At 41.4% G+C, this 25,984-nt stretch carries 20 protein-coding genes; 13 read left to right on the forward strand and 7 right to left on the reverse strand.

Annotated features, from left to right (window positions below; translation table 11 throughout):
* The first annotated feature begins 76 nt into the window (after positions 1-76).
* From LX64_RS09500 to LX64_RS09530, 7 genes are all read left to right on the forward strand, one after another.
* Positions 77-3,127: a ligand-binding sensor domain-containing protein gene (locus tag LX64_RS09500; RefSeq protein ID WP_148707263.1), complete on the forward strand. Its 3,051-nt coding sequence runs from the start codon at positions 77-79 to the stop codon at positions 3,125-3,127.
* Positions 3,128-3,211: 84 nt separating this feature from the next.
* Positions 3,212-3,841: a response regulator gene (locus LX64_RS09505; protein ID WP_245952604.1), complete on the forward strand. Its 630-nt coding sequence runs from the start codon at positions 3,212-3,214 to the stop codon at positions 3,839-3,841.
* Between the two features lie 705 nt (positions 3,842-4,546).
* Entirely contained in the window at positions 4,547-6,433 is a 1,887-nt protein-coding gene (locus LX64_RS09510) for a DNA topoisomerase IV subunit B (protein ID WP_111597400.1), read from the forward strand.
* A gap of 13 nt (positions 6,434-6,446) precedes the next feature.
* Positions 6,447-7,307, forward strand: a complete 861-nt coding sequence (locus LX64_RS09515; RefSeq protein WP_111597401.1) for a DUF1835 domain-containing protein — start codon at positions 6,447-6,449, stop codon at positions 7,305-7,307.
* Positions 7,308-7,316: 9 nt separating this feature from the next.
* Complete coding sequence (locus LX64_RS09520) at positions 7,317-7,712, forward strand: hypothetical protein (protein ID WP_111597402.1); 396 nt, start codon at positions 7,317-7,319, stop codon at positions 7,710-7,712.
* Positions 7,713-7,781: 69 nt separating this feature from the next.
* Complete coding sequence (locus LX64_RS09525; RefSeq protein WP_111597403.1) at positions 7,782-10,322, forward strand: DNA gyrase/topoisomerase IV subunit A; 2,541 nt, start codon at positions 7,782-7,784, stop codon at positions 10,320-10,322.
* Between the two features lie 363 nt (positions 10,323-10,685).
* Positions 10,686-12,500, forward strand: a complete 1,815-nt coding sequence (locus LX64_RS09530) for a response regulator (protein ID WP_111597404.1) — start codon at positions 10,686-10,688, stop codon at positions 12,498-12,500.
* Here the strand turns inward: LX64_RS09530 and LX64_RS09535 are convergent, their stop codons facing one another.
* Positions 12,501-12,965 (reverse strand): DinB family protein, encoded by a 465-nt coding sequence (locus LX64_RS09535; RefSeq protein WP_111597405.1) that lies wholly within the window; start codon positions 12,963-12,965, stop codon positions 12,501-12,503.
* Between the two features lie 126 nt (positions 12,966-13,091).
* Here LX64_RS09535 and LX64_RS09540 point away from each other — a divergent pair, with 126 nt between their 5' ends.
* The 3 genes from LX64_RS09540 to LX64_RS09550 all read left to right on the forward strand — a co-directional run bounded on the left by LX64_RS09540 (position 13,092) and on the right by LX64_RS09550 (position 16,240).
* Positions 13,092-14,729, forward strand: a complete 1,638-nt coding sequence (locus tag LX64_RS09540) for an acyl-CoA carboxylase subunit beta (RefSeq protein WP_111597406.1) — start codon at positions 13,092-13,094, stop codon at positions 14,727-14,729.
* Positions 14,730-14,804: 75 nt separating this feature from the next.
* Positions 14,805-15,272 carry a ribonuclease HI gene (rnhA, locus tag LX64_RS09545; protein ID WP_111597407.1) on the forward strand — a complete coding sequence of 156 codons (468 nt, stop codon included), beginning with the start codon at positions 14,805-14,807 and terminating at the stop codon, positions 15,270-15,272.
* A gap of 146 nt (positions 15,273-15,418) precedes the next feature.
* Positions 15,419-16,240 (forward strand): methyltransferase domain-containing protein, encoded by an 822-nt coding sequence (locus LX64_RS09550; RefSeq protein ID WP_111597408.1) that lies wholly within the window; start codon positions 15,419-15,421, stop codon positions 16,238-16,240.
* Here the strand turns inward: LX64_RS09550 and LX64_RS09555 are convergent, their stop codons facing one another.
* Entirely contained in the window at positions 16,241-17,239 is a 999-nt protein-coding gene (locus LX64_RS09555; RefSeq protein WP_111597409.1) for a lipid A deacylase LpxR family protein, read from the reverse strand.
* 253 nt (positions 17,240-17,492) lie between these two features.
* On the opposite strand from LX64_RS09555, the gene LX64_RS09560 reads away from it, so the two are divergent.
* From LX64_RS09560 to LX64_RS09570, 3 genes are all read left to right on the forward strand, one after another.
* Complete coding sequence (locus LX64_RS09560; protein WP_111597410.1) at positions 17,493-17,744, forward strand: hypothetical protein; 252 nt, start codon at positions 17,493-17,495, stop codon at positions 17,742-17,744.
* 165 nt (positions 17,745-17,909) lie between these two features.
* Complete coding sequence (locus LX64_RS09565; RefSeq protein ID WP_111597411.1) at positions 17,910-19,049, forward strand: HlyD family secretion protein; 1,140 nt, start codon at positions 17,910-17,912, stop codon at positions 19,047-19,049.
* A 32-nt stretch (positions 19,050-19,081) separates the two neighbouring features.
* Positions 19,082-21,265: a peptidase domain-containing ABC transporter gene (locus tag LX64_RS09570; protein ID WP_111597412.1), complete on the forward strand. Its 2,184-nt coding sequence runs from the start codon at positions 19,082-19,084 to the stop codon at positions 21,263-21,265.
* A 154-nt stretch (positions 21,266-21,419) separates the two neighbouring features.
* On the opposite strand, the gene LX64_RS09575 is transcribed toward LX64_RS09570, so the two are convergent.
* The 5 genes from LX64_RS09575 to fbaA all read right to left on the reverse strand — a co-directional run bounded on the left by LX64_RS09575 (position 21,420) and on the right by fbaA (position 25,855).
* Positions 21,420-21,845, reverse strand: coding sequence for an META domain-containing protein (locus LX64_RS09575; protein WP_111597413.1), 426 nt, complete (start codon positions 21,843-21,845; stop codon positions 21,420-21,422).
* Between the two features lie 33 nt (positions 21,846-21,878).
* Positions 21,879-23,033, reverse strand: coding sequence for an outer membrane protein assembly factor BamD (locus LX64_RS09580; RefSeq protein ID WP_111597414.1), 1,155 nt, complete (start codon positions 23,031-23,033; stop codon positions 21,879-21,881).
* A 183-nt stretch (positions 23,034-23,216) separates the two neighbouring features.
* Positions 23,217-23,657, reverse strand: a complete 441-nt coding sequence (gene smpB / locus LX64_RS09585; protein ID WP_111597415.1) for an SsrA-binding protein SmpB — start codon at positions 23,655-23,657, stop codon at positions 23,217-23,219.
* 72 nt (positions 23,658-23,729) lie between these two features.
* Complete coding sequence (gene accD, locus LX64_RS09590) at positions 23,730-24,575, reverse strand: acetyl-CoA carboxylase, carboxyltransferase subunit beta (protein WP_111597416.1); 846 nt, start codon at positions 24,573-24,575, stop codon at positions 23,730-23,732.
* A 212-nt stretch (positions 24,576-24,787) separates the two neighbouring features.
* Positions 24,788-25,855, reverse strand: a complete 1,068-nt coding sequence (fbaA, locus tag LX64_RS09595) for a class II fructose-bisphosphate aldolase (RefSeq protein WP_111597417.1) — start codon at positions 25,853-25,855, stop codon at positions 24,788-24,790.
* Between the last annotated feature and the right edge of the window lie 129 nt (positions 25,856-25,984).

A 25,984-nucleotide genomic window follows, 5' to 3' on the forward strand; every position in this document is an offset into this window, starting at 1 on the left:
CAATCAACCTGTAATTTCAATACTGTATTTGAACATTCATCTAATAAAACGGATAACCGGGCTTATCCTATTGCTTTTGTTATGGCTTACCGTGCGCGTTACTGCGCAGGAAAGAACCTATTTGTTTGATTCGCACTCTGTAAATGAAGGCCTTTCACAAGGCAGCGTATACAGTATTATGCAAGATGAGCAAGGGTTTATCTGGTTTGCCACCAACGACGGGATTTCTCGTTTCGATGGTTACGTGTTCAATGTATACCGTAGCAACCCTAGCTTCTCAACTAACGGACAAAGAACCCCTTCCAAGGGCAAAATCTACAATAAATACGGCCTCGACGGTACGAAGTACTACGATTTGTTCCGCGACTCGCGCAAACAATTGCTCGTTTCCCACAACAATGGCATCAGTTTGTACGATCGGTATAGAGATATGTTCCGCCTCGTTTATAAGGATACCACCTATGCGAACGAAATGGAGCGGAACTTTAGTCATAAATTCTATATCCTCGGTGAAGACACCGCATCCCACTCTTTATGGGTATGGCGCCCCATGAAAGGTATTTATGTACTCGACAATACCAGCTTCGAACTAAAGAAAATCATACTCTACCCGCCATCCATCATCGCAGAAAAGCATTATCCAAACTCCGTTGTAAAAGACGATACACGGATTTGGTTGAATTATGTGCCGGGAGAAATGATTGCCATGGATTTGAAAACAGCCAAGCTAACGACTTACTGTATTCCTACCATCGGCGATAATCCTGTGATTAAAACACTCGGTAAAGATTCCTTGCTGATTTGCAGCGCCGGGCATATTACCGTGTTCGATAAAAAGCGCAACAAATACACCGATCTGCCTTACAAGTCAATCGATCCACATAAAGAGCAGTTTAGTCCTTCCGTTATTGAATATGACAACAAAGGCAATGCTTGGATAGGGGGAAATGATGGTATTTTGATTTACAATATCAACTCCAACGAGGTAGTTAAACACATCGTTAGCTTTAATACGTTTGAAACCTATTCTTACAACGTTATATTGACCATTTTCCGCGACCGATCCGACAATCTTTGGGTAGGAACCGATGGCGACGGCATTAAAAAATACGCGCCGGCGAAGAAAGTATTCAGCTTGTACCGTTCACCTTATCTTACACATAACATGGCGAAGGCCATTTACAAACACGATGATGGTAGGATGTATGTGGGTACGGAAGAAGATGGTTTAGACGTGTATGAAAAAACAGGTAAGTTTTTAAAACGTATCTCCAACAAAACGCGTCCTGGTATTTTCCCTAGTGACTATTTACATGCTATTTGCAGGGAGGATTACGAGCATTTGTGGTTACATTTCCGTGGCAGGATAGGCTTGTTCAACATAGAGAATGAAACCTATAGTGATTTAACGGACAAAGTACTGCAATTGGGGTTGAAGCAGCAATTCAACCATAATCCCTTTGTATATAAAAGGGCCAATGGAGATGTGTACTTTAATTATGGTGAATACTTGTTGAAGTTCTCTGCCAAAGGCAATACGTATTCGGCCGACGTGGTGCATTTATTCGCAGGTGCCTCGTTGTTAAGTTACTTCGAAGACTTTCTAGGGAACCAATATGTAGGTACGCGGAATGGGTTATTTATGAAGCCCAATAACGATGCATCTTGGCAAAGAGTGAGTATTCCCGATGTAGTGGAAGTATATTCCGTCAACAAAAACGCGCACAACCAACTATTGCTCGGTACGAACCGGGGACTATTGGTATTCGACGATAAACATCAACTCATAAAACATTATAATAGTTTCGATTATCCTAACATGGCCAACGATTTCGTATATGGCGTGCTATTGGATGATAAAGACAGGGTATGGGTGAGTCATAATAAAGGTATTTCCCAAATTAACTTAGCGAGCGACGAAATTATTACCTACGATCACCAAGATGGTTTACAGAGTAACGAATTCAACAAAGGCGCTTATTTTAAATCGATGGACGGGGAACTGTTTTTCGGCGGAGCGAAAGGCGTGAACGGGTTTTACCCGCGTAACTTCAAGAATAACAACAATGTACCGCGTGTTATCATCAAAAGATTAGACGTAGTAGAGAAACCGTTTAAATCGGATACCGCTATCTCGTTGTTAAAACGCGTGGAATTGCCATATAACCAGAATACGATCGCCATAGAATTTGTGCCGATAGAATATACCAATCCACAGAAGAACCATGTGCAATACAAATTGGAAGGCGTGGATGAAGATTGGTTGCAAGCGAGTAATACCCGTACAGCAAGGTATACGAACTTACGTCCAGGCACTTACACGTTTAAAGTAAAGGCCAGCAATAACGATGGTATTTGGGATAATAACTATACTACCTTAGAAATTACCATTCGTGTGCCTTTCTGGCAAACATTATGGTTTAGATTTTTGTTATTGCTCCTGGTGCTGGGAATTGCCTATTATTTTTCGGCACTGTACTTGGATTATAAGTTGCGCACCGAGAAATTGAAATTAGAGAAAGAGCAAGCCGTGGATCAAGAACGTGCCCGTATTTCCAGCGATATGCACGACGATTTAGGATCGGGCTTAAGTACGATTAGATTATTAAGTGAAATTGCCAAGAGAAAGATTAAAGACCCTTCGCAAACCAATGAAATAGAACGTATTTCATCGGCAGCAGGAGAGCTGGTAGACAAGATGAGCGAGATTATTTGGGCGATGAACTCGTCGAACGACTCGCTGGCCAACTTAATAGCCTACATGCGGAGTTTTGGCGCCGATTTCTTAGAACATGCTCATATACAGGTCCATTTCTTAATCCCGGAAACAATTCCGAATGTGAAATTGAGTGGAGGAACGCGTCGTAATATTTATTTAGCCGTGAAGGAGAGTTTGCATAACGTGGTAAAACATGCACAAGCAACGGAGGTAACGGTAGAAATATTAGTGGGCAAGAACCTGCACATCACGATCCATGATAATGGGAAAGGATTTGATCCCGAGAAAGTACGCTTATTTGGGAATGGTTTGAAAAACATTCAAAAAAGGATGCAAGTAGTAGGTGGTACGGCAGAGATAACCTCTCAGAACGGCACCATTGTAAATCTTGATATCCCGTTGATTTAGTATATTTTTGTTAACGATAGCATATAAGTGTTATTGCTTTAAATTGAAATGATGGTATATTCGAAAAAAAAGCTCCAAGATAGTATGGATATCATATCTGTGGCGATTGTGGAAGATAATCATGATATACGTACGGCCATGGAATTACTGATCAATGGTTCGGATGGATACGCTTGTATTGGCGCGTTCAATAACGCTGAAGCGGCCTTAGAGAAGATTCCGCATTTAATGCCCAATGTAGTATTAATGGACTTCAATCTACCCGGCATGAACGGCATTGAATGTATTGCCCGTTTAAAGGCAGAATTCCCCGACATGCAATTCATGATGCTAACAGTATATGAAGACGATGAGAAAGTATTCAACGCTTTGGAAGCAGGTGCTAGCGGGTATATCTTGAAGAAAACTTCACCAGGTGAGTTATTAGAAGCCATTCGTGACTTACACGAAGGTGGATCACCGATGAGTTCACAAATTGCGCGTAGGGTAGTAGCTTACTTCCAAAAGCAAGCGAAGCCGAATCCAGCCTTGGAAGCATTAACTTCACGTGAGAAAGAAATTCTTGATCAACTTTCTAAAGGGTTTTTGTACAAAGAAATTGCGGGTAACTTGTTTATCAGCATTGAAACAGTGCGCAGGCACGTACATAACATCTATGAGAAATTGCATGTTCGCAGTAGAACGGATGCCGTGAATAAGTATTTCAATCGATAGGTTAAACCAATACGATATTGTGTAAATAATTAAGCGTCTCCTTTTTATGATGGGAGACGCTTTTAATTTTAGGTAGGTATAGGTATAAAAGAAACTTGTTCGGCACGCGGTGTAAACCTTGCTTAGATTATTCACGTTGTTTATGCGCAACGTGTAGCATGAATTTACGGGTGAAGTGTAACATGAGTACGATGGATGCAATGCCAAGGCAAGCAATTTTGAACAGCAAACTGGTTTTCATGAGATATGGAGTTAATGAATTAATCGGGACGTAGGTGTATGGGAGCTGTGTTGAAGGTGGACTTTAAAGATCCCCGCTACGCTGTCGCTCTACCCATTCCCGGGATCATTTCATTACAGGCCCATGAAAAATGCTAGTGGCATATCCTGTTTAATGGCTCTTGTGCAAGACTGTTGGCTAATCTGCTGTAAATATAGATAAATATTTTATATAACAATTATTTTAAATAGAAATTTCTTTGGATAACAGGGTGGAATGTTACATTGTAACCCAACCAAGCGAGTAACAGGGCGGTAAAACTTTTCCACAATAATGGAAAGTTAACGTTCTAATTGGCTAAAAGCCAGTAATTTAAGCATCGTGCAAAACTAATACTTGCGATTTTCGCGTAAACATTTATTTTTGCCAACGATCGGATTTTGCTAAAAGTTTTAGTAAGTTGTAAACCTGGAATAATATTGCTTATGGCAAACACAGATAATAAAGACATATTTGCCGCCTATACGGAAGACTCCATTCGCTCGCTCGATTGGCGCGAACACATTAGGTTGAGGCCCGGTATGTATATCGGTAAATTGGGCGACGGTACTAGTACTGACGATGGTATCTATATCCTTATCAAGGAGGTAGTAGATAACTGTATTGATGAACACACGATGGGCTTTGGTAAACAAATCGACATCAAAGTAACCGAGCATTCGGTAACTGTTCGCGATTATGGCCGTGGTATCCCGTTAGGGAAAGTGGTAGATGTAGTGAGTAAAATCAATACCGGTGCTAAGTACGATAGTAAAGCCTTCCAGAAATCAGTGGGGTTGAACGGTGTGGGTACTAAAGCTGTTAACGCACTCTCTCAATACTTTAAAGTACAATCTGTTCGTGAAGGCCGCGCGAAAGTAGCGGAATTCGAAAAAGGTATCCTCGTTAAAGAACACAAAGAAGCCCCTACGAAAGAAGTAAACGGCACTTTGGTAACGTTCACGCCCGATGATACCGTTTTCAAGAACTTCAAGTACATTCCTGAATATCTCGAGAAACAAATCTGGAATTATTGCTTCCTCAATGCAGGTTTGCAAATCAATTTCAACGGGCAGAAATACGTGTCTAAAAATGGGTTGCTCGATTTGTTGCAACGCGTTACCAACGAAGAAGATCTTCGCTACCCAATTATCCACTTAAAAGGGGAGGATATTGAAGTGGCATTAACGCACGCTAACCAATACGGGGAAGAGTATTATTCCTTCGTAAACGGTCAGCATACCACCCAAGGCGGTACACACCTCGGTGCCTTCCGTGAAGCGGTGGTTAAAACGGTACGCGATTTCTACAAGAAAGACTATGAAGCTACAGACATCCGTGCTTCTATTTGTGCTGCTATTTCTGTGCGTGTACAAGAACCTGTTTTCGAATCTCAAACGAAAACCAAGTTAGGTTCGCAAACGGTATACGAAGGCGGTCCTTCTATGAAGGCTTTCGTGTTGGAATTCTTATCCAAACAACTCGACGATTTCCTACATAAAAACCCTTCTACAGCCGAAGCGCTTAAAAAACGTATCGAGCAAAGTGAGCGTGAAAGAAAGGAATTAGCCGGTATCAAGAAACTTGCCAACGAACGCGCTAAAAAAGCGAACCTGCATAACCGTAAACTACGCGATTGTAAAATTCACTTGAACGACGAAGTAACCGGGAAAGATAAAGATGAATCGAAACGTTTAGATACGATGATCTTTATCACGGAAGGTGACTCTGCCAGTGGTTCTATTACTAAATCGCGTAACGTCGAAACCCAAGCAGTATTTAGCTTACGTGGTAAGCCTTTAAACTGCTTCGGCCTTACGAAAAAAGTAGTATACGAAAACGAAGAGTTCAACTTATTACAACACGCCCTCAACATCGAAGAAGGTATCGAAGATTTGCGTTACAACCAGATCGTTATCGCTACCGATGCCGACGTGGATGGTATGCACATTCGTTTGTTACTGTTGTCGTTCTTTTTACAATTCTTCCCGGATTTAGTGAAGAACGGGCACGTGTACATCTTGGAAACACCGTTATTTAGGGTGCGTAATAAACAAGAAACGATTTATTGCTATAATGAAGAAGAGAAAGCCAAGGCCGTTAAAAAGCTGGGCAATAAGCCTGAAATTACCCGCTTCAAGGGTTTAGGTGAAATCTCTCCTTCGGAATTCGGTAATTTCATCGGTGAAGATATTCGCCTCGAACCGATTATTCTCAATAAAGACACGCATATCCAAAAGCTGTTAGAATACTATATGGGTAAAAACACGCAGGATAGGCAAGAATTCATTATTGGGAACCTCCGCTACGAGAAAGACCTTATTGCAGAATAATTCGAGAATAGTTATGTCGCTGATTCATATTGTATTTGGACAATCGAATATACCCAACCTCCAAGCTGCTATAGAAATGGAAAGTAGCCTGGCAGGGGAAATTATGAGTTTCGAGGATGATTTATCGGTAGGACCCGTATTTATTCTCGATACAAACGATGGTAAAGAAGCCCGCACGCAATGGTGGAACGAAATTTATGATGTTGCCCCGGCAGCACCTACTTTGCTCGACGAAACCGAAGCACCTGTGCAAGCACAGCCTCCCGCAGATCCCGTGAAAGCTTTAAAACAAAAGCTGAAAGAAGATGAAGAATTGCATGCATGGATTTGGGCCGGTCAAAACGCCAGCGATGTTTGCGGCTATTTCTGGTTGATTAGTCAACTCGATGCCTTTTCCGGTCGCATCCACATCATTTACCTCAACAACTTACCATTCTTGAATGAGAAAGGCGGCGTGTTTTACCCAACACACCTCCACCAAATTCTACCCAAAGAATTCCTAAAAGCCCGCAAATTGGCCCGCCCGGTTTCTTTGGCAGAGTTCGAATTGGATGGCGATGAATGGAGAAGGTTGATGAACGAAAACGCCGGTATCCGCTTGTTGGAAGGTGGTAAAAAGTTAAGGGGCGAACCCGCTACATTTTACGATAAAGATCTCTTACAACAGGGTCAAAAAGATTTCATAAAAGCATCGCGCGTAATATCGCAAATGACCGGTAAATTGAAGTTTCCAATTCCAGAACAGTTCCTGTGCTGGCGCTTGAAAGAGCTTGTAAAGCAAGAGAAACTAGTGAGCAGGGGGGAACTGAAAACCATGCGAGATTTTGATGTGAAACAGCCCGGCGGAAACGACGCAAACGTAACAGAAAACTAAGACAGGCATATGATCAAAATAGCACCATTAATTGTACAAGGCCAGGATGAAAGGGGCAGTAATTACAATTGGGATTGCAATAGAACAGGCAATTTTATATTGTGTTACCGCAATGCAGGTTCAACGAGTGGGCAACATTACCACGAAGGGAAAAGCGACAATAAGAACCCCGAAATCATGTACCTGCTTAGCGGTACGGCAAAAATGCATTATTGTGCATTAAGTAGCACGAACATCGAAACCATCGAATTCAGTGCGCCGGCCCGTATAGAAATACCTATTTTGATATGGCATGAATTAGAAGCAGTAACAGATTGCAGCTTCATCGAATTGAATTCGCTGGATGATGTGAAAGTTGATTCTGTGCGTATTTGGCGAAAAGATTTTGAACAAGGAAAACGGTAAATAATAAAACGAACGATAGATTAAGGTAAGGTGGATGACATTTTACCAGGATCGAAAAAATAAATTGCTATGAGCAACAACGAACAACTTCCTGGAGATGGCGCATTACACGAAGTAATGCACGTAGGCGGGATGTACGAAAATTGGTTTCTCGATTACGCTTCTTATGTAATTCTTGAAAGGGCCGTTCCTTCAATAGAAGATGGTTTAAAACCCGTACAGCGTCGTATCCTGCACGCCATGAAGGAAATGGACGATGGTAGATTCAACAAAGTGGCCAATGTAATTGGTCAAACCATGCAATATCACCCGCATGGTGATGCCTCCATTGGCGATGCTATGGTGAACCTCGGGCAAAAAGATTTATTGATCGAAACCCAAGGTAACTGGGGCGATGTAAGAACAGGCGACGATGCAGCGGCTCCCCGTTATATCGAAGCCCGCTTGTCGAAATTCGCTAACGAAGTAGCCTTCAACCCTAAAACTACCTCATGGCAGTTAAGCTACGATGGTCGTAAAAACGAGCCATTGAACTTGCCCATGAAGTTCCCCCTCTTACTCGCACAAGGTGCAGAAGGTATCGCCGTAGGTTTATCTACGAAAATCCTTCCCCACAACTTCAACGAGTTAATCGATGCCAGTATTAAACACTTGCGCGGTAAGAAATTCGAAATCTTCCCGGATTTTATGACCGGTGGGATGGTAGATGTGGCCAACTACAACGATGGTAAACGCGGCGGTAAAGTGCGCGTACGTGCACATATCGAAGAACGCGATAAGAAAACCCTCGTAATCAAAGACGTGCCGTACGGTGTAACTACTACGCAAGTAATGGATTCCATCGTAAAAGCCAATGATAACAGCAAAATCAAGATCAAGAAAGTCGTAGATAATACCGCGGCAGAAGTAGAAATTGAAGTGCAATTGGCACCAGGTATTTCTCCTGATATTACCATCGACGCATTATACGCATTCACCGATTGCGAAATCTCAATTTCGCCGAATGCTTGTGTAATCGTTGAAGATAAACCACGATTCCTCACAGTTTCCGACTTGTTACGCGAATCAACCGACCTCACCAAGGAACTGTTGAAGAAAGAACTCGAGATCAAACTCGCGGAACTGGAAGACAAATGGCACTATACTTCCTTAGAGAAAATCTTCTTCGAAAAAGGTATCTACAAGGAATTAGAACAGAAACATAAAGATTGGGATGCCGTAATTGCTGCCATCGATAAAGGTTTCGCTCCCTATAAAAAAAGCCTCAAACGGGCTATCAGCCGCGAGGATATTCTCAAATTAACAGAGAAGCCCGTACGCCGTATCTACCGCCTCGATATCAACGAATTGAACGCTCAAATCAAAGGTATTGAAGCCGATATCGCAGAAGTTAAAAACAACTTGGCACACCTCGTTGAGTTTACGATCGCTTACTACGAAAACTTGCAAAAGAAATACGGTAAAGGACGCGAACGTAAAACAGAACTCAAAACATTCGATACCATCCAAGTACAACAAGTAGCCATCGCCAACACGAAAATCTACGTAAACCGCGCAGATGGTTTCATTGGTACTACCCTGAAGAAAGATGAATTCGTAGCAGATTGCTCCGACCTCGATAACATCATCGTGTTCAGAAGAGATGGTAAGATGTTGGTAACCAAAGTAGCCGATAAAACATTCGTAGGAAAAGATATCATCCATGTCGACGTGTTCAAGAAGAACGACGATCGCACAACGTACAACATGATTTACGTGGATGGTAAAACCGGTGTAAGCTACGCGAAACGCTTCAACGTTACCGGTATTACCCGCGATAAAGAATACGATTTAATCAAAGGAGAAAAGAACTCTAAAGTTCACTATTTCACCGCTAACCCGAACGGGGAAGCAGAAGTCGTATCAATCAAATTGAGCCCGAATTGTGCTGCTAGGAATAAAGAATTCGATGTATTCTTCGAAACAATCGCCATTAAGAACAGGAACTCTTTAGGAAACCAAGTTACGAAGTATCCTATCCGCAACGTGAAGTTCAAAGAGAAAGGTGTATCTACCTTATCAGGCCTAAAAATCTGGTACGACGATGCTATCGGTCGATTAAATACCGAAAACCGCGGTGTATTTATAGGTAGCTTCGAAACGGATGATAAAATCATTGTGTTCTATAAAAACGGCACGTACGAGTTAACCAATTACGAGTTAACCAACCGCTATGAACCAGAAGAAGCGATGTACATCGAGAAATTCAATCCAGAGAAAATCATCTCCGCGATTTATTTCGATGCAGACAAAAAACAATTCAACCTCAAACGTTTCAAAATCGAAACACAAACGTTGAATAACAAGTTCTCCTTCATCAAAGACGGTCCTAAAAACTACTTAGAACTTATTACAACACAAGCCGATCCAATCGTGCGTGTTAGCTACGGTAAAAAGAAAGACCCGGTAGAGGAGGAATATAACTTAGCTGAGCAAATTGAAGTAATGGGGTATAAAACAGTCGGTACCAGGTTCGTAGGAGATGACCTAATTTCCTTAGAACTCATTTCAGAAGATGAAACAGAAGAAAGTGAAAACGACGATGCTAATATCCAAGGAGAATTATTCTAATAGCTTATAGATAATAAAAACGCCTCGCTGCAAAGCGGGGCGTTTTTATTTATAGGTAGCCCAACATTTACAGCATTGACCGTGTTATAAATATGGCTACTTTTTATATTATGACCATTAATACTAACGCGTTATACGTAAAAATCTGGCACTGAACATAATACAATTTGCATTAAACCTAAGAACACTTTCAATATGCCAAATATGTGTTTTTAAAACCATACTAGTGATTTATTCGTATATATCATTATAGGCTTATCGAAAAACCGGTGGATCCCAACATTACGTGACCTAAGCAATTGGAACTGCACAACAGTGCGGTAAGGTATTTTCTATTCCATCACAAATGGTAAAACCTGTACAATGCTTTCATTAAAATCCATTTATCAATCGATTGTGAATGGTAGCGAAGAGGAAGAAACCTCTAAAAGGATCGAGACTGTTAACTTAATTGCTATTCTTTGTGCCATTATTGTAACCATTTATGGCTATTGGTTTTATTGTGTATCAAATGCCATCGAGATCCTCATCCCGGCGCTACTCTTTTGCCCCGCATTTCTTTTTGTTTTTGCACTCAACAAACACCGCTTCCATTTGGCTGCCCGCATCCTTTTGCAAGTTGTATTTAGTGGAATTATTTCCTATTACGGCATCGTATTAGGACGGTTAGCTTTCGTGGAACTATTCGCCGTTTTTGCTATCAACATTATCCTGCTCACCTTTCAAACAAATGAGCTGAAATGGATGATTTTGTGTACCGTGTTACATATATCTAACACCATTTTCCTCGAATTCAATTACGCGTACAATATTTTCCCTAGCATCCCGCTAACAGAAAATATCCAAAGTTTGTTTCGGTGGCTCATCATTTCTGTGATCTTCTTTTTGAACCTCGTAGCGATGGTTATTTACCAGTTAAAGAGCCTCCGTTTATCAAAGAAAATTGCAGCGTACACCAAAGAACTCGATGATAAAAATCAACAGCTATATACCTTTAATGAAGAACTTGCTGAAACGGTGAAGGTACGTACAGCAGCCCTCAACCTGGCCAATGCATCGAAAACGAAGTTCTTGAACCAAATAAGCCATGAAACAAGGAACTCGCTCAACCAAATTGTTGGTCAAACCACGTTACTCCTAGAATCGATGCAGAAAAAAGCTGTTGTAAATGAAGATGTTTCACTGGTGGAAGGTATCTATTATAGCGGCGTATCGTTACGGGAAATATTGAATAATGTATTATCACTCTCCCATATAGAAGCTGGGAAAATTACCGTGGTAAATGCCGCTCCTTTCAACTTAATGGAATGGTTAGAGGAAAATATGAACGTGTACCGCAATTTTGCCCGCTCAAAACACATCAATCTCTTTCTAAAAGCCTCGCCATCATTGCCAAGGTCGATCGTTAGCGATAAGGTAAAGCTCACCCAAATGTTCAATAACCTCGTTTCTAACGCCATCAAAGTAACACCTAACTTTCAAACTGTATTAGTAGAGGTGTATTGCCGCGAAACACAGTGGTATATTAGGATTACTGACGAAGGGTCGGGGATAGAACCGGCAAAGATTTCGGCACTATTTATGCCGTTTAATCAAATAGACAAGAACGCCGATCATTACAATGGTAGCGGCTTGGGGCTCTTCCTGACGAAAACATTTGCCGATATGCTGGGTGGAAATATTTATGTAGACGGTAATAATGGGAAGGGCGCAACATTCACAATTTCATTACCTTTGATTATCCATGAAGAGGAAATTATTTTGAAAGAGGAACCTACAATAGTATTACCGAGAGGAAAGAAAGTTTTGTTAGTAGAGGATGATGCTATTAACAGGATGATCGTTTCACGTTTCTTAGAAGAAACAGGCTTGCTATTGGCTACCGCCGAAAACGGTACTGAAGGTGTGGAAATGGCTGTTCAATTTGAGCCCGACCTCATTATCATGGATATGAATATGCCTATTATGGACGGCCGCGAAGCCATCCTTATACTACGGCAAATGCCCCAATTCAAACATACTCCTATTGTAGCTTTATCGGCCAATGGCTTTAAAGAAGATGAAGCACTCGCCATCGAACTGGGCGTTAATTATTACATCACGAAACCCGTTCTTAAACCTCACCTCTTAAGTACCTTATCTAAAATGCTGAACGGTACACCGGCGCAAACTGTGTAACTATTGCGTTGCGTATTTATGCAGTAATACAATCTGCCCTAAATGGTAAGCTGTATGAGAAACAACGCCCTGTATGTAGTAATAAGCAGTGTGTTGTGTACCTGTTATCACATCGTACAATTTGTGCGGAGGATAGCCTTGTATCGTGTTCACCATCATTTCAAACGAATGATGCAACCGGTGAAGCGTGGCTTGCCAATTCTCTTCGTGGGTATTTTCTGGAACATAGAAGTCGGGCAAATCACCGTCCTGCATAGTAGGTTCTCCCGATAACTTCCGAATTACATTCTGGTGCCAAAAAATAAGGTGATTCACCAACTCCCAAGTATTATGTGAATCGCCCAGCCTGCGCAATGCTTGGTGTTCATCCATCCCCGATAAATGTTCCATAACAGTTACGTCTAACCAAGGCTGGCCATTATATAAATGTTGCAGTGATTCAGCCATCAATAATAAGTTATTCATGGTGTCCTTTTTTATAATGTATAAGAAGAAATCATGCCATTTCTACGCCTTATTTGCTTTTTAACAATTGCGCTTGACGCGTAAACGGATCAATTCCGTTATTTTTAGACAATAAATTTTAACGTTATGGATCAACAGCAACTGGAATTTAACAAAAATGAGGATACCATGCGCATGGCAATGAGCAACGTTAAGCAACGCTTGGCCGTCATTGCACAAGGTGGAGGTAAGAAAAACCTTGAAAAAGTTAAACAACGTGGCAAATTAACCCCGAGAGAACGTATTCAGTATCTCATCGACGACAACAGTCGTTTTATAGAAATAGGCGCCTTTGCTGCCTACGATATGTACCCAGAACACGGTGGTTGCCCCGCCGCCGGTACAGTAGCCGGCATTGGGTATGTAAGTGGTCGCCAATGTGTGATCGTAGCCAATGATATGACTGTGAAAGCGGGTGCTTGGTTTCCTATGACAGGCACTAAAAACCTTCGTTTGCAAGAAATTGCGATCGAAAACCGCTTGCCTATTATTTACTTGGTGGATAGTGCAGGTGTATACTTGCCTATGCAAGACGAAATTTTCCCTGGTAAGGAACATTTCGGCCGTATTTTCTACAACAATGCCCGTATGAGCGCCATGGGCCTTACACAAATTGCTGCTGTAATGGGTAGCTGTGTAGCAGGTGGTGCTTATTTGCCCATTATGAGCGACGAAGTATTAATGGTAGAAGGAAATGGCTCGATTTTCTTGGCCGGTCCTTACTTGGTAAAAGCTGCCATTGGTGAAGACGTAGACGCGGAAACATTAGGTGGTGCTGTTACACACACGGAAATTTCTGGGATTGCGGATTATAAATTCGAATCCGACGAAGCTTGCTTAGATCATATCAAAAGCCTCATGGGCAAACTAGGTGCTCAAGACAAAGCGGGTTTCGATCGTATTGAAGCAAAAGACCCCGCTAAGCCGGCCAACGAAATTTATGGCATTATTCCCGCCGACTCTACAAAACCATACGATATGGTCGAACTAATCGAACGTATCGTAGATGCCAATTCCTACGAGCAATACAAAGAAGACTATGGCAAAAGCATTCTCTGTGGTTATGCACGCATCGAAGGATGGGCAGTTGGTATTGTAGCGAACCAAAGGAAAATGGTCAAAAGCAAAAAAGGTGAAATGCAAATGGGAGGTGTAATTTATAACGATAGTGCCGATAAAGCAGCGCGCTTCATTATGAATTGCAACCAAAAGAAAATCCCCTTAGTATTCCTCCAAGATGTAACAGGTTTCATGGTGGGCAGTAGAAGCGAGCATGCCGGCATTATTAAAGATGGCGCTAAATTGGTGAACGCAGTATCCAATTCCGTAGTGCCGAAAATTACCATTATTGTCGGTAACTCCTACGGCGCCGGTAACTATGCCATGTGTGGCAAAGCTTACGATCCCCGCTTAATTTTTGCCTACCCAAATGCAAAAATAGCTGTAATGGGAGGTGAACAAGCCGCGAAAACTTTACTGCAAATACAAGTGGCTTCTCTCAAAGCAAAAGGCGAAACCATTACACCAGAAGCAGAAGCAGGGCTACTGAAGAAAATCAAGGATAAATACGATCAACAAACAACACCATATTACGCAGCAGCACGCCTTTGGGTAGATGATATTATCGACCCCTTAGATACGCGTACAATTATTTCAGAAGCGATCAACGCAGCCAATCATGCACCAATAACAGAAACTTTTAAAACAGGTGTAATACAGGTGTAATATTCGTATAGTCGCGCTAGTTATAGCAATTTTATACAATTAAACCCTACATTTGCGCTTTTAATCGAGGATACATTGACGAGCAACAAAGAATTAATCATTTATACAGATGGCTCTTCCCGTGGCAACCCAGGACCGGGCGGCTACGGTGTCGTTTTAATTTGGGGAACCATTCGAAAAGAATTATCGCAAGGATACCGCCGCACCACCAATAACCGTATGGAATTATTGGCGGTAATTGTAGCCTTAGAAGCCCTCACAAAAGAAGGACTCAGTATTACCATTTTCACAGATAGCCAGTACGTGGTAAATACCATTGAAAAAGGTTGGTTATGGGGATGGATAAAAACGAACTTCAAAGACAAGAAAAACAAAGACCTCTGGATGAGATTTGTTCCGCTCTTCAAGAAACATTCCGTAAAGTTCAGGTGGGTAAAAGGCCATGCCGACAACCCCATGAACAACCGCTGCGATGAATTAGCCACAGCCGCTGCCGATGGAGGAAACTTACTCATCGATACAGGCTACGAACAAGGCTTATAAGATATCTTACAAAAAACGGCCTCTACTACACAGTAGGGGCCGTTTTCTTTTATTTGTAATTTGTAAAAATTACATGGTGCAAGAATTACGCAGTAAAGGCATTTATATTGTTGTTTTCACCCTATTACCAACAACTTACTTTCCTTATGCATCCCCGTTTAAAAAGGTTTCTAAAGAAAACCGCGTTACCCATTTTTTTACAGCTTCGTGGCTGGTATTATCATGGCAACAAAGTCGCTTGCCCTTGTTGTAAAGGTAATTTTTCCCAATTCTTACCGGCCGGTGCTAACCGGCGGTTAGTGCAATGCCCTACATGTAGATCTAACGAACGCGACCGTATCTTGTGGATGTACTTAGATAAACATCCACACTTTATAGCACCAGGTAAGAAAGTGCTGCACATTGCACCAGAAGCAATCTTTCACAAAAGACTTTCACGTATAAAAGGACTGGATTATACAACCGGCGATAAGTTTGCCCAATCGTTCGAAAATACGTACCCAAAAGGCACTATTTACATCGATTTAACCGACATGCAACACATTGCAGCGCATACCTACGATGTAATCCTATGTTCGCACGTACTTGAATACATTGAAGAAGATCGCAAAGCGATGCGTGAAATATTGCGCGTGCTTAAACCTAATGGCATCGCCCTCATGCAAGTGCCTATTAAAGCAGGGTTAGATGTAACACACGAAGATTATTCTATTACAGATCCTGCAGAAAGAGTGCTTATTTACGGCGACCCAGGCCATATAAGGTTTTATGGCGCTGATTATCAAGAAAGGTTAATGGCCGAAGGATTCGAACCCCAATTCATACCCATTACAACCTTGTTCAGTGATGAAGAAATTGATAAATACTGCTTAAACCCCAACGATACACTCCAGTTATGCCAGAAACCTAGCATGGTGCGCGCTTTATTGGGATTAAATATATGCTATTATGTGGCGCTCGCTATTTAGTTAAAGCCCCACGTATAGGGTTAAATTCCCAATTTGGTGATTTACACCCGTATCAAACTCTTTCGTACGCAGTTTCTCACTGAAAGAAAGGCCTAAACGCCCGCGTGCTATTACCAGTCCCCAATCATATTGCATATGTACGCGGGTAATTTGGTCTTTCGTGAGATAATAAGGACTGTTTTCATGTGTGAAAAACCCACCTTGCAACGTTGCATCATCCATCACTGCACGTACAACCGGGCGCATGAAAACATATACCTGGAACTTCCGAAAATCGCTACAGGTTCGACTCGCACGTTGACCTACAGAAGGCTTTTCATAATTACAGAAGTATGAATTATAAATACCTGCACGAAATGTTAGTCCTACAGCCAAATTATTATACCGTGTACCAATATTGGATTCCAATAAGCCAATAATCTGCAAGTTAGGAGAGGGGTTAATCAATAGTTTTTCATAGAGTATGTAGTAATTAATAATGATATCGTTCGCAATCTGGTTGTCCCATCCTTGCGCTTCCCTGTATCCAATTAAATTATGGGCAAAGTTTTGCGTTTGCTCTGCAAAAGCCCAAGGCCCGATTACACCTATATCTAGTTGGGTAGTAATTTTTTGACCTCTTTTCATGTCAGATGAAACAAGGCTATGGTTAATAGTTAACACGCCTGCATAGGGTCGATCACCTATTACAATCCCCGGTGTGTCGATGTTATTAGGGGCATACATTTGTTGGGTAATACCATAACCATATAGGTTATCAGCATCACTTGCCATGCGGATAAGTAACTTATCAAAAAAATTACGTTTGCCTTCGTTAGTGTAATAGAAGTCGATCTTTGTACCGGCGGTATATTCCCGGTCAGTACCTTCTCCACGGTAGTTAAAGAAATCGTCGTCGAAGAAAATACGCATAGCTTGCAATTGCGATTTCTTCTGGGCAACAACACAAAGGGGCATGCAAGCAAATAGGAACGTTATTAAGCGTGTAAAAAACTTCATGCAATGCAATTAATAGGCGGTAAAGCAAATAAACATAGCGCTCAAAATCATTAGTTACAACATGGAAATACCATCAATGGTTCACACTAAATTCTAAAAACACGAAAAAGTCATTCACTATAAAACCTTCATCATGGCCAATTTGAAGGCCTTTTGAAAACTACGATTTAAAATAGTGCCTAGAATTTGATGTGAATATGATTTTTCCATTTATCATTGCTTTGAATTTGAATTGTTTGTTAAACCATATTCCATGAAACAAGTTGTTACACCCACGGTAATCGATAATTTACCTGCGTACCATCGCTTTTTTGATCAGTATAACCAGCAAGAAAGAGAAGCCCTATTCGAGCAATGTTTATTAGCGTTATTAGGGAATGATGATTTCTGTGGATGGACTGCCATTGAACGGTCTGATGCCTGTTTTCACCTTGAACAAGTGAAGGAATTTATTGAAAAACTTGCCAATCTACCTTTTGTTGAAGAAAAACACGGGGAAAGGTAGCCGGGAGCATCATTATTATCCATTTAAATTGTAAATTGCTAATAATACTTGGCATTCCTGGGCACGCTATTAAAGATCCGAAACACCCAATAATTACTTCAATTCAAGTTAAGCCCGCCGGTATATTACTAGCCAAAGAATCATTTATTTAACTAATGTAGCTTTATGCCGCAATTATTTCCTATTGAAGTAATTCAGCATTCCAAGTTCGCTTGGGTGCCCAAAGTTCGTGTGAAAAGCCAAATCATTTACACGAGCGTTTTACTAGCCATTGTTGCCGCCATTGTAGCAATGCCGTTTATTAAGGTAGACGTATCCGTAAAAGCCTCGGGCTTAGTACGACCAATCGCCGAGAAAAATGAACTCCGGTCTTTACTACCCGGAACCATCGAAGAAGTATATGTAACCGACGGCCAGCAAGTAGTGAAAGGACAACCCATTTTGCGCTTACAAGAAGATATTTCCAACAGTAAGCTGTCGCAAACAAGTTTCGATTTATCACAAAAAGAGGTATTTGTGCACGACCTGCAATTATTAAGCGCGGGTAGAAGTAGTGGCTTGAAATCCGCTATGTATCAACAGCAATACCAACGGTTCATTGCCTCCTTATCAGAACAAAAAGCCACCTTGGCTAAGTTGAAAGCAGATTATGATGTAAGCTATTCCCTTTACCGCGATAAAGTAATTGCTTACAAGGAATATACCGATCGCCGGTACGAATTTGAAAAAGCACAAGCCAGCTACGAATCTTTGGTGCAACAACAACGTAGCGTGTGGGCAGAAGAACTGAACCGCTACCAACAAGAAACTAACCGCCTATCGGAGGATAAAAAGCAACAATCAAAAGAGAAAGAAAGGAATACCATTGTAGCCCCTGTTAGCGGTACATTACAACAATTCAACGGGAAATATACAGGCGGTGCCTTACAAGCCGGTGAATTACTGGGGTATATTTCACCCGATGCAAATATCGTGGCCGAATGCTATGTTTCTCCGAAAGATATTGGTTACCTCAAAGTTGGCATGCCGGTAAAGTTCCAAGTAGACGCTTTTAATTATAATGAATGGGGCGTGGTGGAAGGAAAAGTGATGAGTATCGATAACGACTTTATTACAGCAGATAAAGAGCCCGTATTTCGCGTAAAATGCAACTTCGCGAATACGATGTTACAATTGCGTAACGGGGTGAAAGGAAACCTTAAAAAGGGGATGACTTTACAAGCCCGGTTTATTCTTACCAAGCGTAGTTTATTCCAGTTGTTATACGATCGAACAGATAAATGGTTAAACCCCAACGCCGCATAAATTTTCAATCATATCCAAATCCCGAAACACCCATGTTTGCAAAACAACCATCCATCAAACGAGCAGCCCGCATTAAGCAGCACGATATTACAGATTGTGGTGCTGCTTGCCTAGCTTCCGTTGCCGCACAATACCAATTACAACTACCTATTGCGAAAATTCGCCAATACGCCAGCACCGATACCAAGGGAACAAATGTACTCGGTTTAATCGAAGCAGCTACCAAACTAGGATTTGAAGCTAAAGGCGTTAAAGGTCCATTTGATGCACTTTTCAAAATACCCAAGCCCGCTATAGCGCATGTAATTGTCGATGGCGTATTACAACACTATGTTGTTATCTATGGCATCGATCAAAAGAAGGTATACGTCATGGACCCTGCCGATGGCGAGAAACATACTTATAGTCATGATGAATTCAAGAAGATCTGGACAGGTGTACTGATCTTACTTATGCCCGGTGATAGCTTTCAAAAAGGCAACGAAAAGATCTCGCATTTACAACGATTTTGGTTTTTATTATCTCCCCATAAAAGCATACTCCTACAAGCGTTATTTGGCTCAATTGTATACACGGTATTAGGACTATCTACTTCAATTTATGTACAGAAAATTGTAGATAACGTACTCGCCGATGGCAACAAAAACTTGCTAAACTTACTGGGGATTATCATGATGGTTATTTTGCTTTTCCAGCTGTTTATTGGCAATGTGAAAAGCATATTTGCTATGAAAACCGGTCAACAGATTGATGCGCAGCTAATACTCGGTTATTATAAACACCTCTTAAAACTTCCACAAAGCTTTTTTGATGCCATGCGTGTTGGAGAAATTACCTCCCGCGTAAATGACGCCGTTAAAATCCGGGCATTTATTAACGATACAGCAGTTGGTTTGGTGGTGAATGTTTTCATTGTCATTTTCTCCTTTATTGTGATGTTCACCTATTATTGGAAACTGGCCTTGGTTGTGTTGTGTATCATTCCTGTATACGTGCTTTTCTATCAAATCAGCAATGTTATCAATAAGAAGTATCAACGCAAGTTGATGGAGGATAATGCTGAATTAGGAAGCCAACTGGTAGAATCTCTGAACGCAGTAGCTACTATCAAACGATTTGGGTTAGAAGAGTTCGCCAATACGAAAACAGAATCCCGCTTTGTGAAACTGCTTAAAACGATTTATACTTCTTCCATCAGCAATTTATACGTTGGCAGCTTAGCTGGCTTTGCTACCAGTGCCTTCGTGGTGGCCGTGATGTGGGTAGGCTCTTATTTCGTGATAGATCGACAATTAAGTCCCGGCGAATTACTTTCGTTCTATGCCCTGGTAGGTTACTTTACCGGCCCGGCCATGAGTTTAATTGGTGCAAATAGAAGCATGCAAGATGCACTTATTGCTGCAGACCGCTTGTTCGAAATTATGGATTTGGAACAGGAAGAGTCGGGTAAAAAAATCAAACTCACAAACGAGATGGCTGGCGATATCGAGTTCCACGATGTTAGTTTCCGGTACAATACAAGGGGCGATATTTTCAAACAATTTAACCTGCATATCAAAGCTGGAAATATCACGGCTATCGTAGGGGAGAGCGGGTCGGGTAAATCAACTTTAATGTCCCTACTACAATGTATTTACCCCATTAAAGACGGTCATATCAGCATTGGAAACATTGATATCAAATATATAGAAACCGAGAGCTTGCGTAAGCAAGTGAGCGTAGTGCCGCAACACATCGATTTATTCGCAGGCAGTATCTTGGAAAATATTGCAGTAGGGGATTATGAACCCGATATGCAAAAAGTTCTGTCCGTTTCACAACAACTAGGTATTTTAGAATTCATAGAGAAACTGCCTAATGGGTTTCATACACAGTTAGGGGAACATGGTATCAATCTCTCCGGTGGCCAACGCCAACGCTTAGCCATTGCCCGTGCCCTCTACCGCGATCCTGCTATCCTGATCCTCGATGAAGCCACTTCTTCACTCGATCCTGTATCCGACCAGTTCGTACAACTCGCCATGCAACAATTCAGGCATCGCGGCAAAACAGTTATTGTAATTGCCCATCGCTTAAGTACTGTTATGAATGCCGATAAGATTGTAGTACTACAAGAAGGCAATATGGCCGAAGAAGGCACCCACCAGCAGCTATTAGCACGAAAAGCAGTATACAGTAAGTTGTGGCAGCATCACCAAGGGGAGATGTCGAGATAAGTATTGATCGATGCTGGTGAGCAGGTAGAACAAGCAGTCGTTTTTTAACATGAAAGCGGTAATACGAGTTCATAGTCAATGCAACATCCATATGTAGGATACAAAAAAGCGCCGCTGGAATCCCAGCAGCGCTTATATCTTTTAAAGCAATAAATTACAATTGAACAAACTTGGCCAACTCATTGTCACCATCCGTCAATACCAAGTATTTACCCGAGATCTTGTAGTTCGATACTTTGTCAACCACTTTCATAAACCCATTTTCAATGCTCATGTCAGGGCACATCATTTTCGTACTTGCTAACGGCTGTTTGAAGTGAAAGGCATTGTTCTCGCCTAATACAAAAGAACCGATTAATGCATTGCAACTAACAGCACCCGAGATGCGGCTCGTTTCTTTGTTAAACATAATCCCATTCTTCTTGAAGATCTTGGTAGTATCAACATCTTCCCCGTTAAGGGCCACAATCATCCATTTATGCTTGAACAAGCTAGCACTGGAATTATTACTTCCACCGCTTTTACTTGTTTTGCAAGCAAAAAAACTAACACATACAATAATGGCTAAAATCGATCTCATAAATTACATTTTACAATCAACAAATAGTCCCGTTTAATAACGACTATAAAAGCTTTGCAAATCGCGGCCTAACTGGTCATAAATAGGTCTAGTAACTTCTAAGAACAAGGCCTGCGGAGCTGGAGGCGCTACATCTGCACCGCCCATCAAACGCTTATCGTCGTCGCTCAAAGCACGCTCGTCGCCTTTAAATGTACCAAATTGGTTCAGCCATGTAAAGCGACCAGGTATCCTATTATTCGTAATCACCGCGTTATTGCGAATGTCTATAATCTCATAATCAAACAACGCTTGCGACAAAATAGTTTTCTTCGTGATATACAAAGTTGCCTTTACTGTACCATATTGATTCTGCTTGGTAACTTTACCCGTCGAATCACGAACATTAATAGTACCAATCACCACGTTTTCCTTTTGTACTTGGCGTTCAAAACGCTCAATCAATGCTTGTCCTATCTGGAAATCATAAAAGCGCATGCGCAAGTAATGATCGCCCCTAATATGATCACGGTCGGCCGCTCTTTCATCCAAGAACCGAACAAATGGATCAATATTACGCTGCTGTAAGCCACGAACTAGCTCGTCCCTAAAGAAATCAGCACTTAACTGGTACATAGGAGAGCGTATATCAATTTGGCTTACTACCACGGTTACAATAGCCAATTGGTATGCCTCGTCGCGGAGCTCTTTCGCATCCTTGAAATTGGGTACCAATTGCAATGCCGCAATAAACTCGTTATAGGCCTGTTTATAGCTTTGCTTGGTATTTTTGTCCATAAAGGCTAACCCGCGATCGTAACGAACTTGGGCGCCATTATTCGTGGCATTAGCAATATCTCTCGTATAATCAGTAGCCTGTACAACACTTTTGGCGGCGGGCGACGATTGAATAAGATCATATAAGTATTGTAACTGGCGGTACTCGTTCTTCACCGCTTCCCATTTAAAGGGATCATTCGAAGTAAGAATACGGTTTACATTATACTCGCCCATGTCGCGCGCTTCGGCATATGCCTTGGGGATATATGCAAGGGCAGTTGCATCACCTGGCTTACGTTGTAATTTTTTTACGAAAGAAGCCACGGCTTCGTCGTAACGACCTTTTTGATAGAGTTTCTGGCCGCTTTTACAAGCTGCCAAGAAGGCCACGAGGGAAAGGCAAAGGAATAAGCGTAAAGTTGCTTTCATATAAATACGATTAAGCTGTAGGTAGAACGGATCTTGATAGAAATATTTGATAGGAATAATTCAAAATTAGGGCCATACACACTTTTTCCAGGCACACGGCGTACCAATGGGATTACTTTAACACAGCTTTAAGAATGTTCTACAATCGTTGTTACCCGCACAAGTAAACAATAGGGGAGTAGATTACAATTTGAAATTACGCTTCAATTCACGGTCAGCATCTCTTTGCTTGATCGAGTCGCGTTTATCGTATAACTTCTTACCCTTACCTAAACCGATTTCCATTTTAGCGTAGCCTTTATCGGAAATGAAGATCCTGAGGGGAACGATGGTGTAACCTTTGTCTTTGAGCTTGTTTTCTAACTTACGCAATTCTCGTTTGGTGAGGAGTAATTTGCGCTCACGAAGAGGATCGTGGTTGGCATATGTGCCATGGGAATACTCGGCGATGTGAAGGCTTTTCACATATAACTCGCCCTTATGGAAATAACAGAAACTATCATTAAAACTCACTCTACCGCCGCGAATAGATTTGATCTCTGTTCCCGTCAATACCATACCCGCGATGAATTTATCTTCTATCGCGTATTCGTAAAAAGCCGATCTATTTCTTTGTTCTGCCATAACGTTAAAAAAGGGTTACAAATTACAAGTTAGCTGCAATTTGTAACCCGTATAATTTACTGGGAAACCATTCTACTTTTGGAAAAGCGAAATTGTTTCAGCCAATTTTTCTTTCAATTGTTTTCTGTCGATAATGAAATCAAGGAAACCGTGTTCAAGTAAGAACTCAGCACTCTGGAAACCAGGCGGTAAGTCTTTCTTAATGGTTTCTTTGATGATACGTGGACCAGCGAAACCGATCAAAGCGCCCGGTTCAGCCACGTTTAAATCGCCCAACATCGCGTAAGAAGCCGATACACCACCTGTTGTAGGATCAGTCATTAAAGAGATGTAAGGTAATTTAGCATCCGCTAATTGTGTCAATTTAGCTGATGTTTTAGCCATTTGCATCAAGGAGAAGGCACTTTCCATCATACGAGCGCCACCAGACTTAGAAATAATCATGAATGGTAAACGGTGCTCGATACAATAATTGATGGCACGGGCAATCTTTTCACCTACCACGGAACCCATAGAACCACCGATGAAGTTGAAATCCATACAAGCTACTACGAGGCCAAGGCCATACACGTTACCGTGTGCTACACGCATAGAATCCGTTAAGCCGGATTTCTTCTGCGCTTCCTTCAAACGATCGCCGTAAGGTTTCAAATCCACGAAGCCTAATTGGTCTTTCGGGTAGATATTGGTGAATAATTCTGTAAACTCACCATTGTCGAAAATAATATCGAAATATTCCTTAGAGTTAATACGGTTGTGGAAATTACAATTGTCACAAACGTACTTGTTCTCTTTAAGATCTTTGATGTTAGTGGTTTTTTTACAATTTGGGCATTTGTGCCATAATCCATCTGGTGCTTCTTTCTTTTCACTGGTGGATGTCGAAATACCCTGTTTGATTCGTTTAAACCAACTCATACTACTGTTGTGCTATTAGATTAAAGAATAGTGGTGCAAGATACAATTAAATTCATTTTAACAAGACTTGTTTCATAGAAATTCCGTCTAAACCACATCATTATCTTTATTTTACAGTAAAGTACATATGTTTTTAAGGGAAATATTTTGATCAAATCATATAAAATCAAAAAGCCCCACGCGGTGCATGGGGCTTTTTTCTGCTAAAATGATTAAGCGTTACGGCCGATACAGTTAAGATCTGCAAACGCTTCTTCCAAACGTTTTACGAAAGACTCTTCTGCCTTACGTAACCAAACGCGTGGATCGTAGTATTTTTTATTGGGCTTATCAGCACCTTCAGGGTTACCCAATTGCGCTTGTAAATAAGCTTCTTTCGATTTGTAGAAATCAAGCACACCTTCCCAGAACGCCCATTGCATGTCTGTATCGAGGTTCATTTTGATAACACCGTAAGTCAACGCTTCCGCGATTTGCTCTTTCGGAGAACCAGAACCACCATGGAATACATAGTATACTGGTTTTGCTTTGGTACCAAATGTTTTTTCGATATGATCTTGAGAGTTTTTCAAGATGATAGGGCGCAATTCTACGTTACCCGGGCTGTATACGCCGTGTACGTTACCGAATGCTGCTGCCACTGTGAAACGGCTGCTCACTTGCGATAATTGCTCATATGCATAAGCAACATCCTCTGGCTGCGTGTACAACAAAGAGTTTTCAACACCCGAATTGTCAACACCATCTTCTTCACCACCTGTTACACCCAACTCAATTTCAATGCTCATGCCCAATTTGTTCATGCGCTCGAAGTATTTCTTAGAAATCTCGATGTTTTCGTGTAAGGGCTCTTCCGATAAGTCGAGCATGTGTGAGCTATATAAAGGCTGACCGGTTTGTTTGAAGAATTGTTCACTTGCGTCTAATAAACCATCAATCCATGGCAACCATTTTTTAGCTGCGTGGTCGGTATGTAAAACTACAGGAACGCCATAATATTTTGCTACCTCGTGTACGTGTTTCGCACCGGAAATACCACCCGAAATATTCGCTTGTAATTTATCGTTCGGCATACCCTTGCCTGCAAAAAACTGTGCGCCACCGTTAGAAAACTGGATAATAACCGGTGAATTCACTTTCGCAGCTGTTTCCAATACCGCGTTAACAGTATCAGTTCCCACCACGTTCACTGCTGGCATTGCAAAACCATTGTCTTTTGCATCATTGTAAAGCGCATCTAGCTCTTCGCCGTGTAATACGCCTGCTCTGTATTTTCCCATAATGACCTGATTAAGATTTATTTTTGAGGTAACAAATATAAGAAGTTAATCTATAGAATACTAATGATATCAAAGGTTTAGAAATTATCAAATAGCCAAAACCCTGTTAAAGCGGCATTTTTAACCGCC

It is taken from the genome of Chitinophaga skermanii (assembly GCF_003259335.1).
Taxonomy (GTDB): domain Bacteria; phylum Bacteroidota; class Bacteroidia; order Chitinophagales; family Chitinophagaceae; genus Chitinophaga; species Chitinophaga skermanii.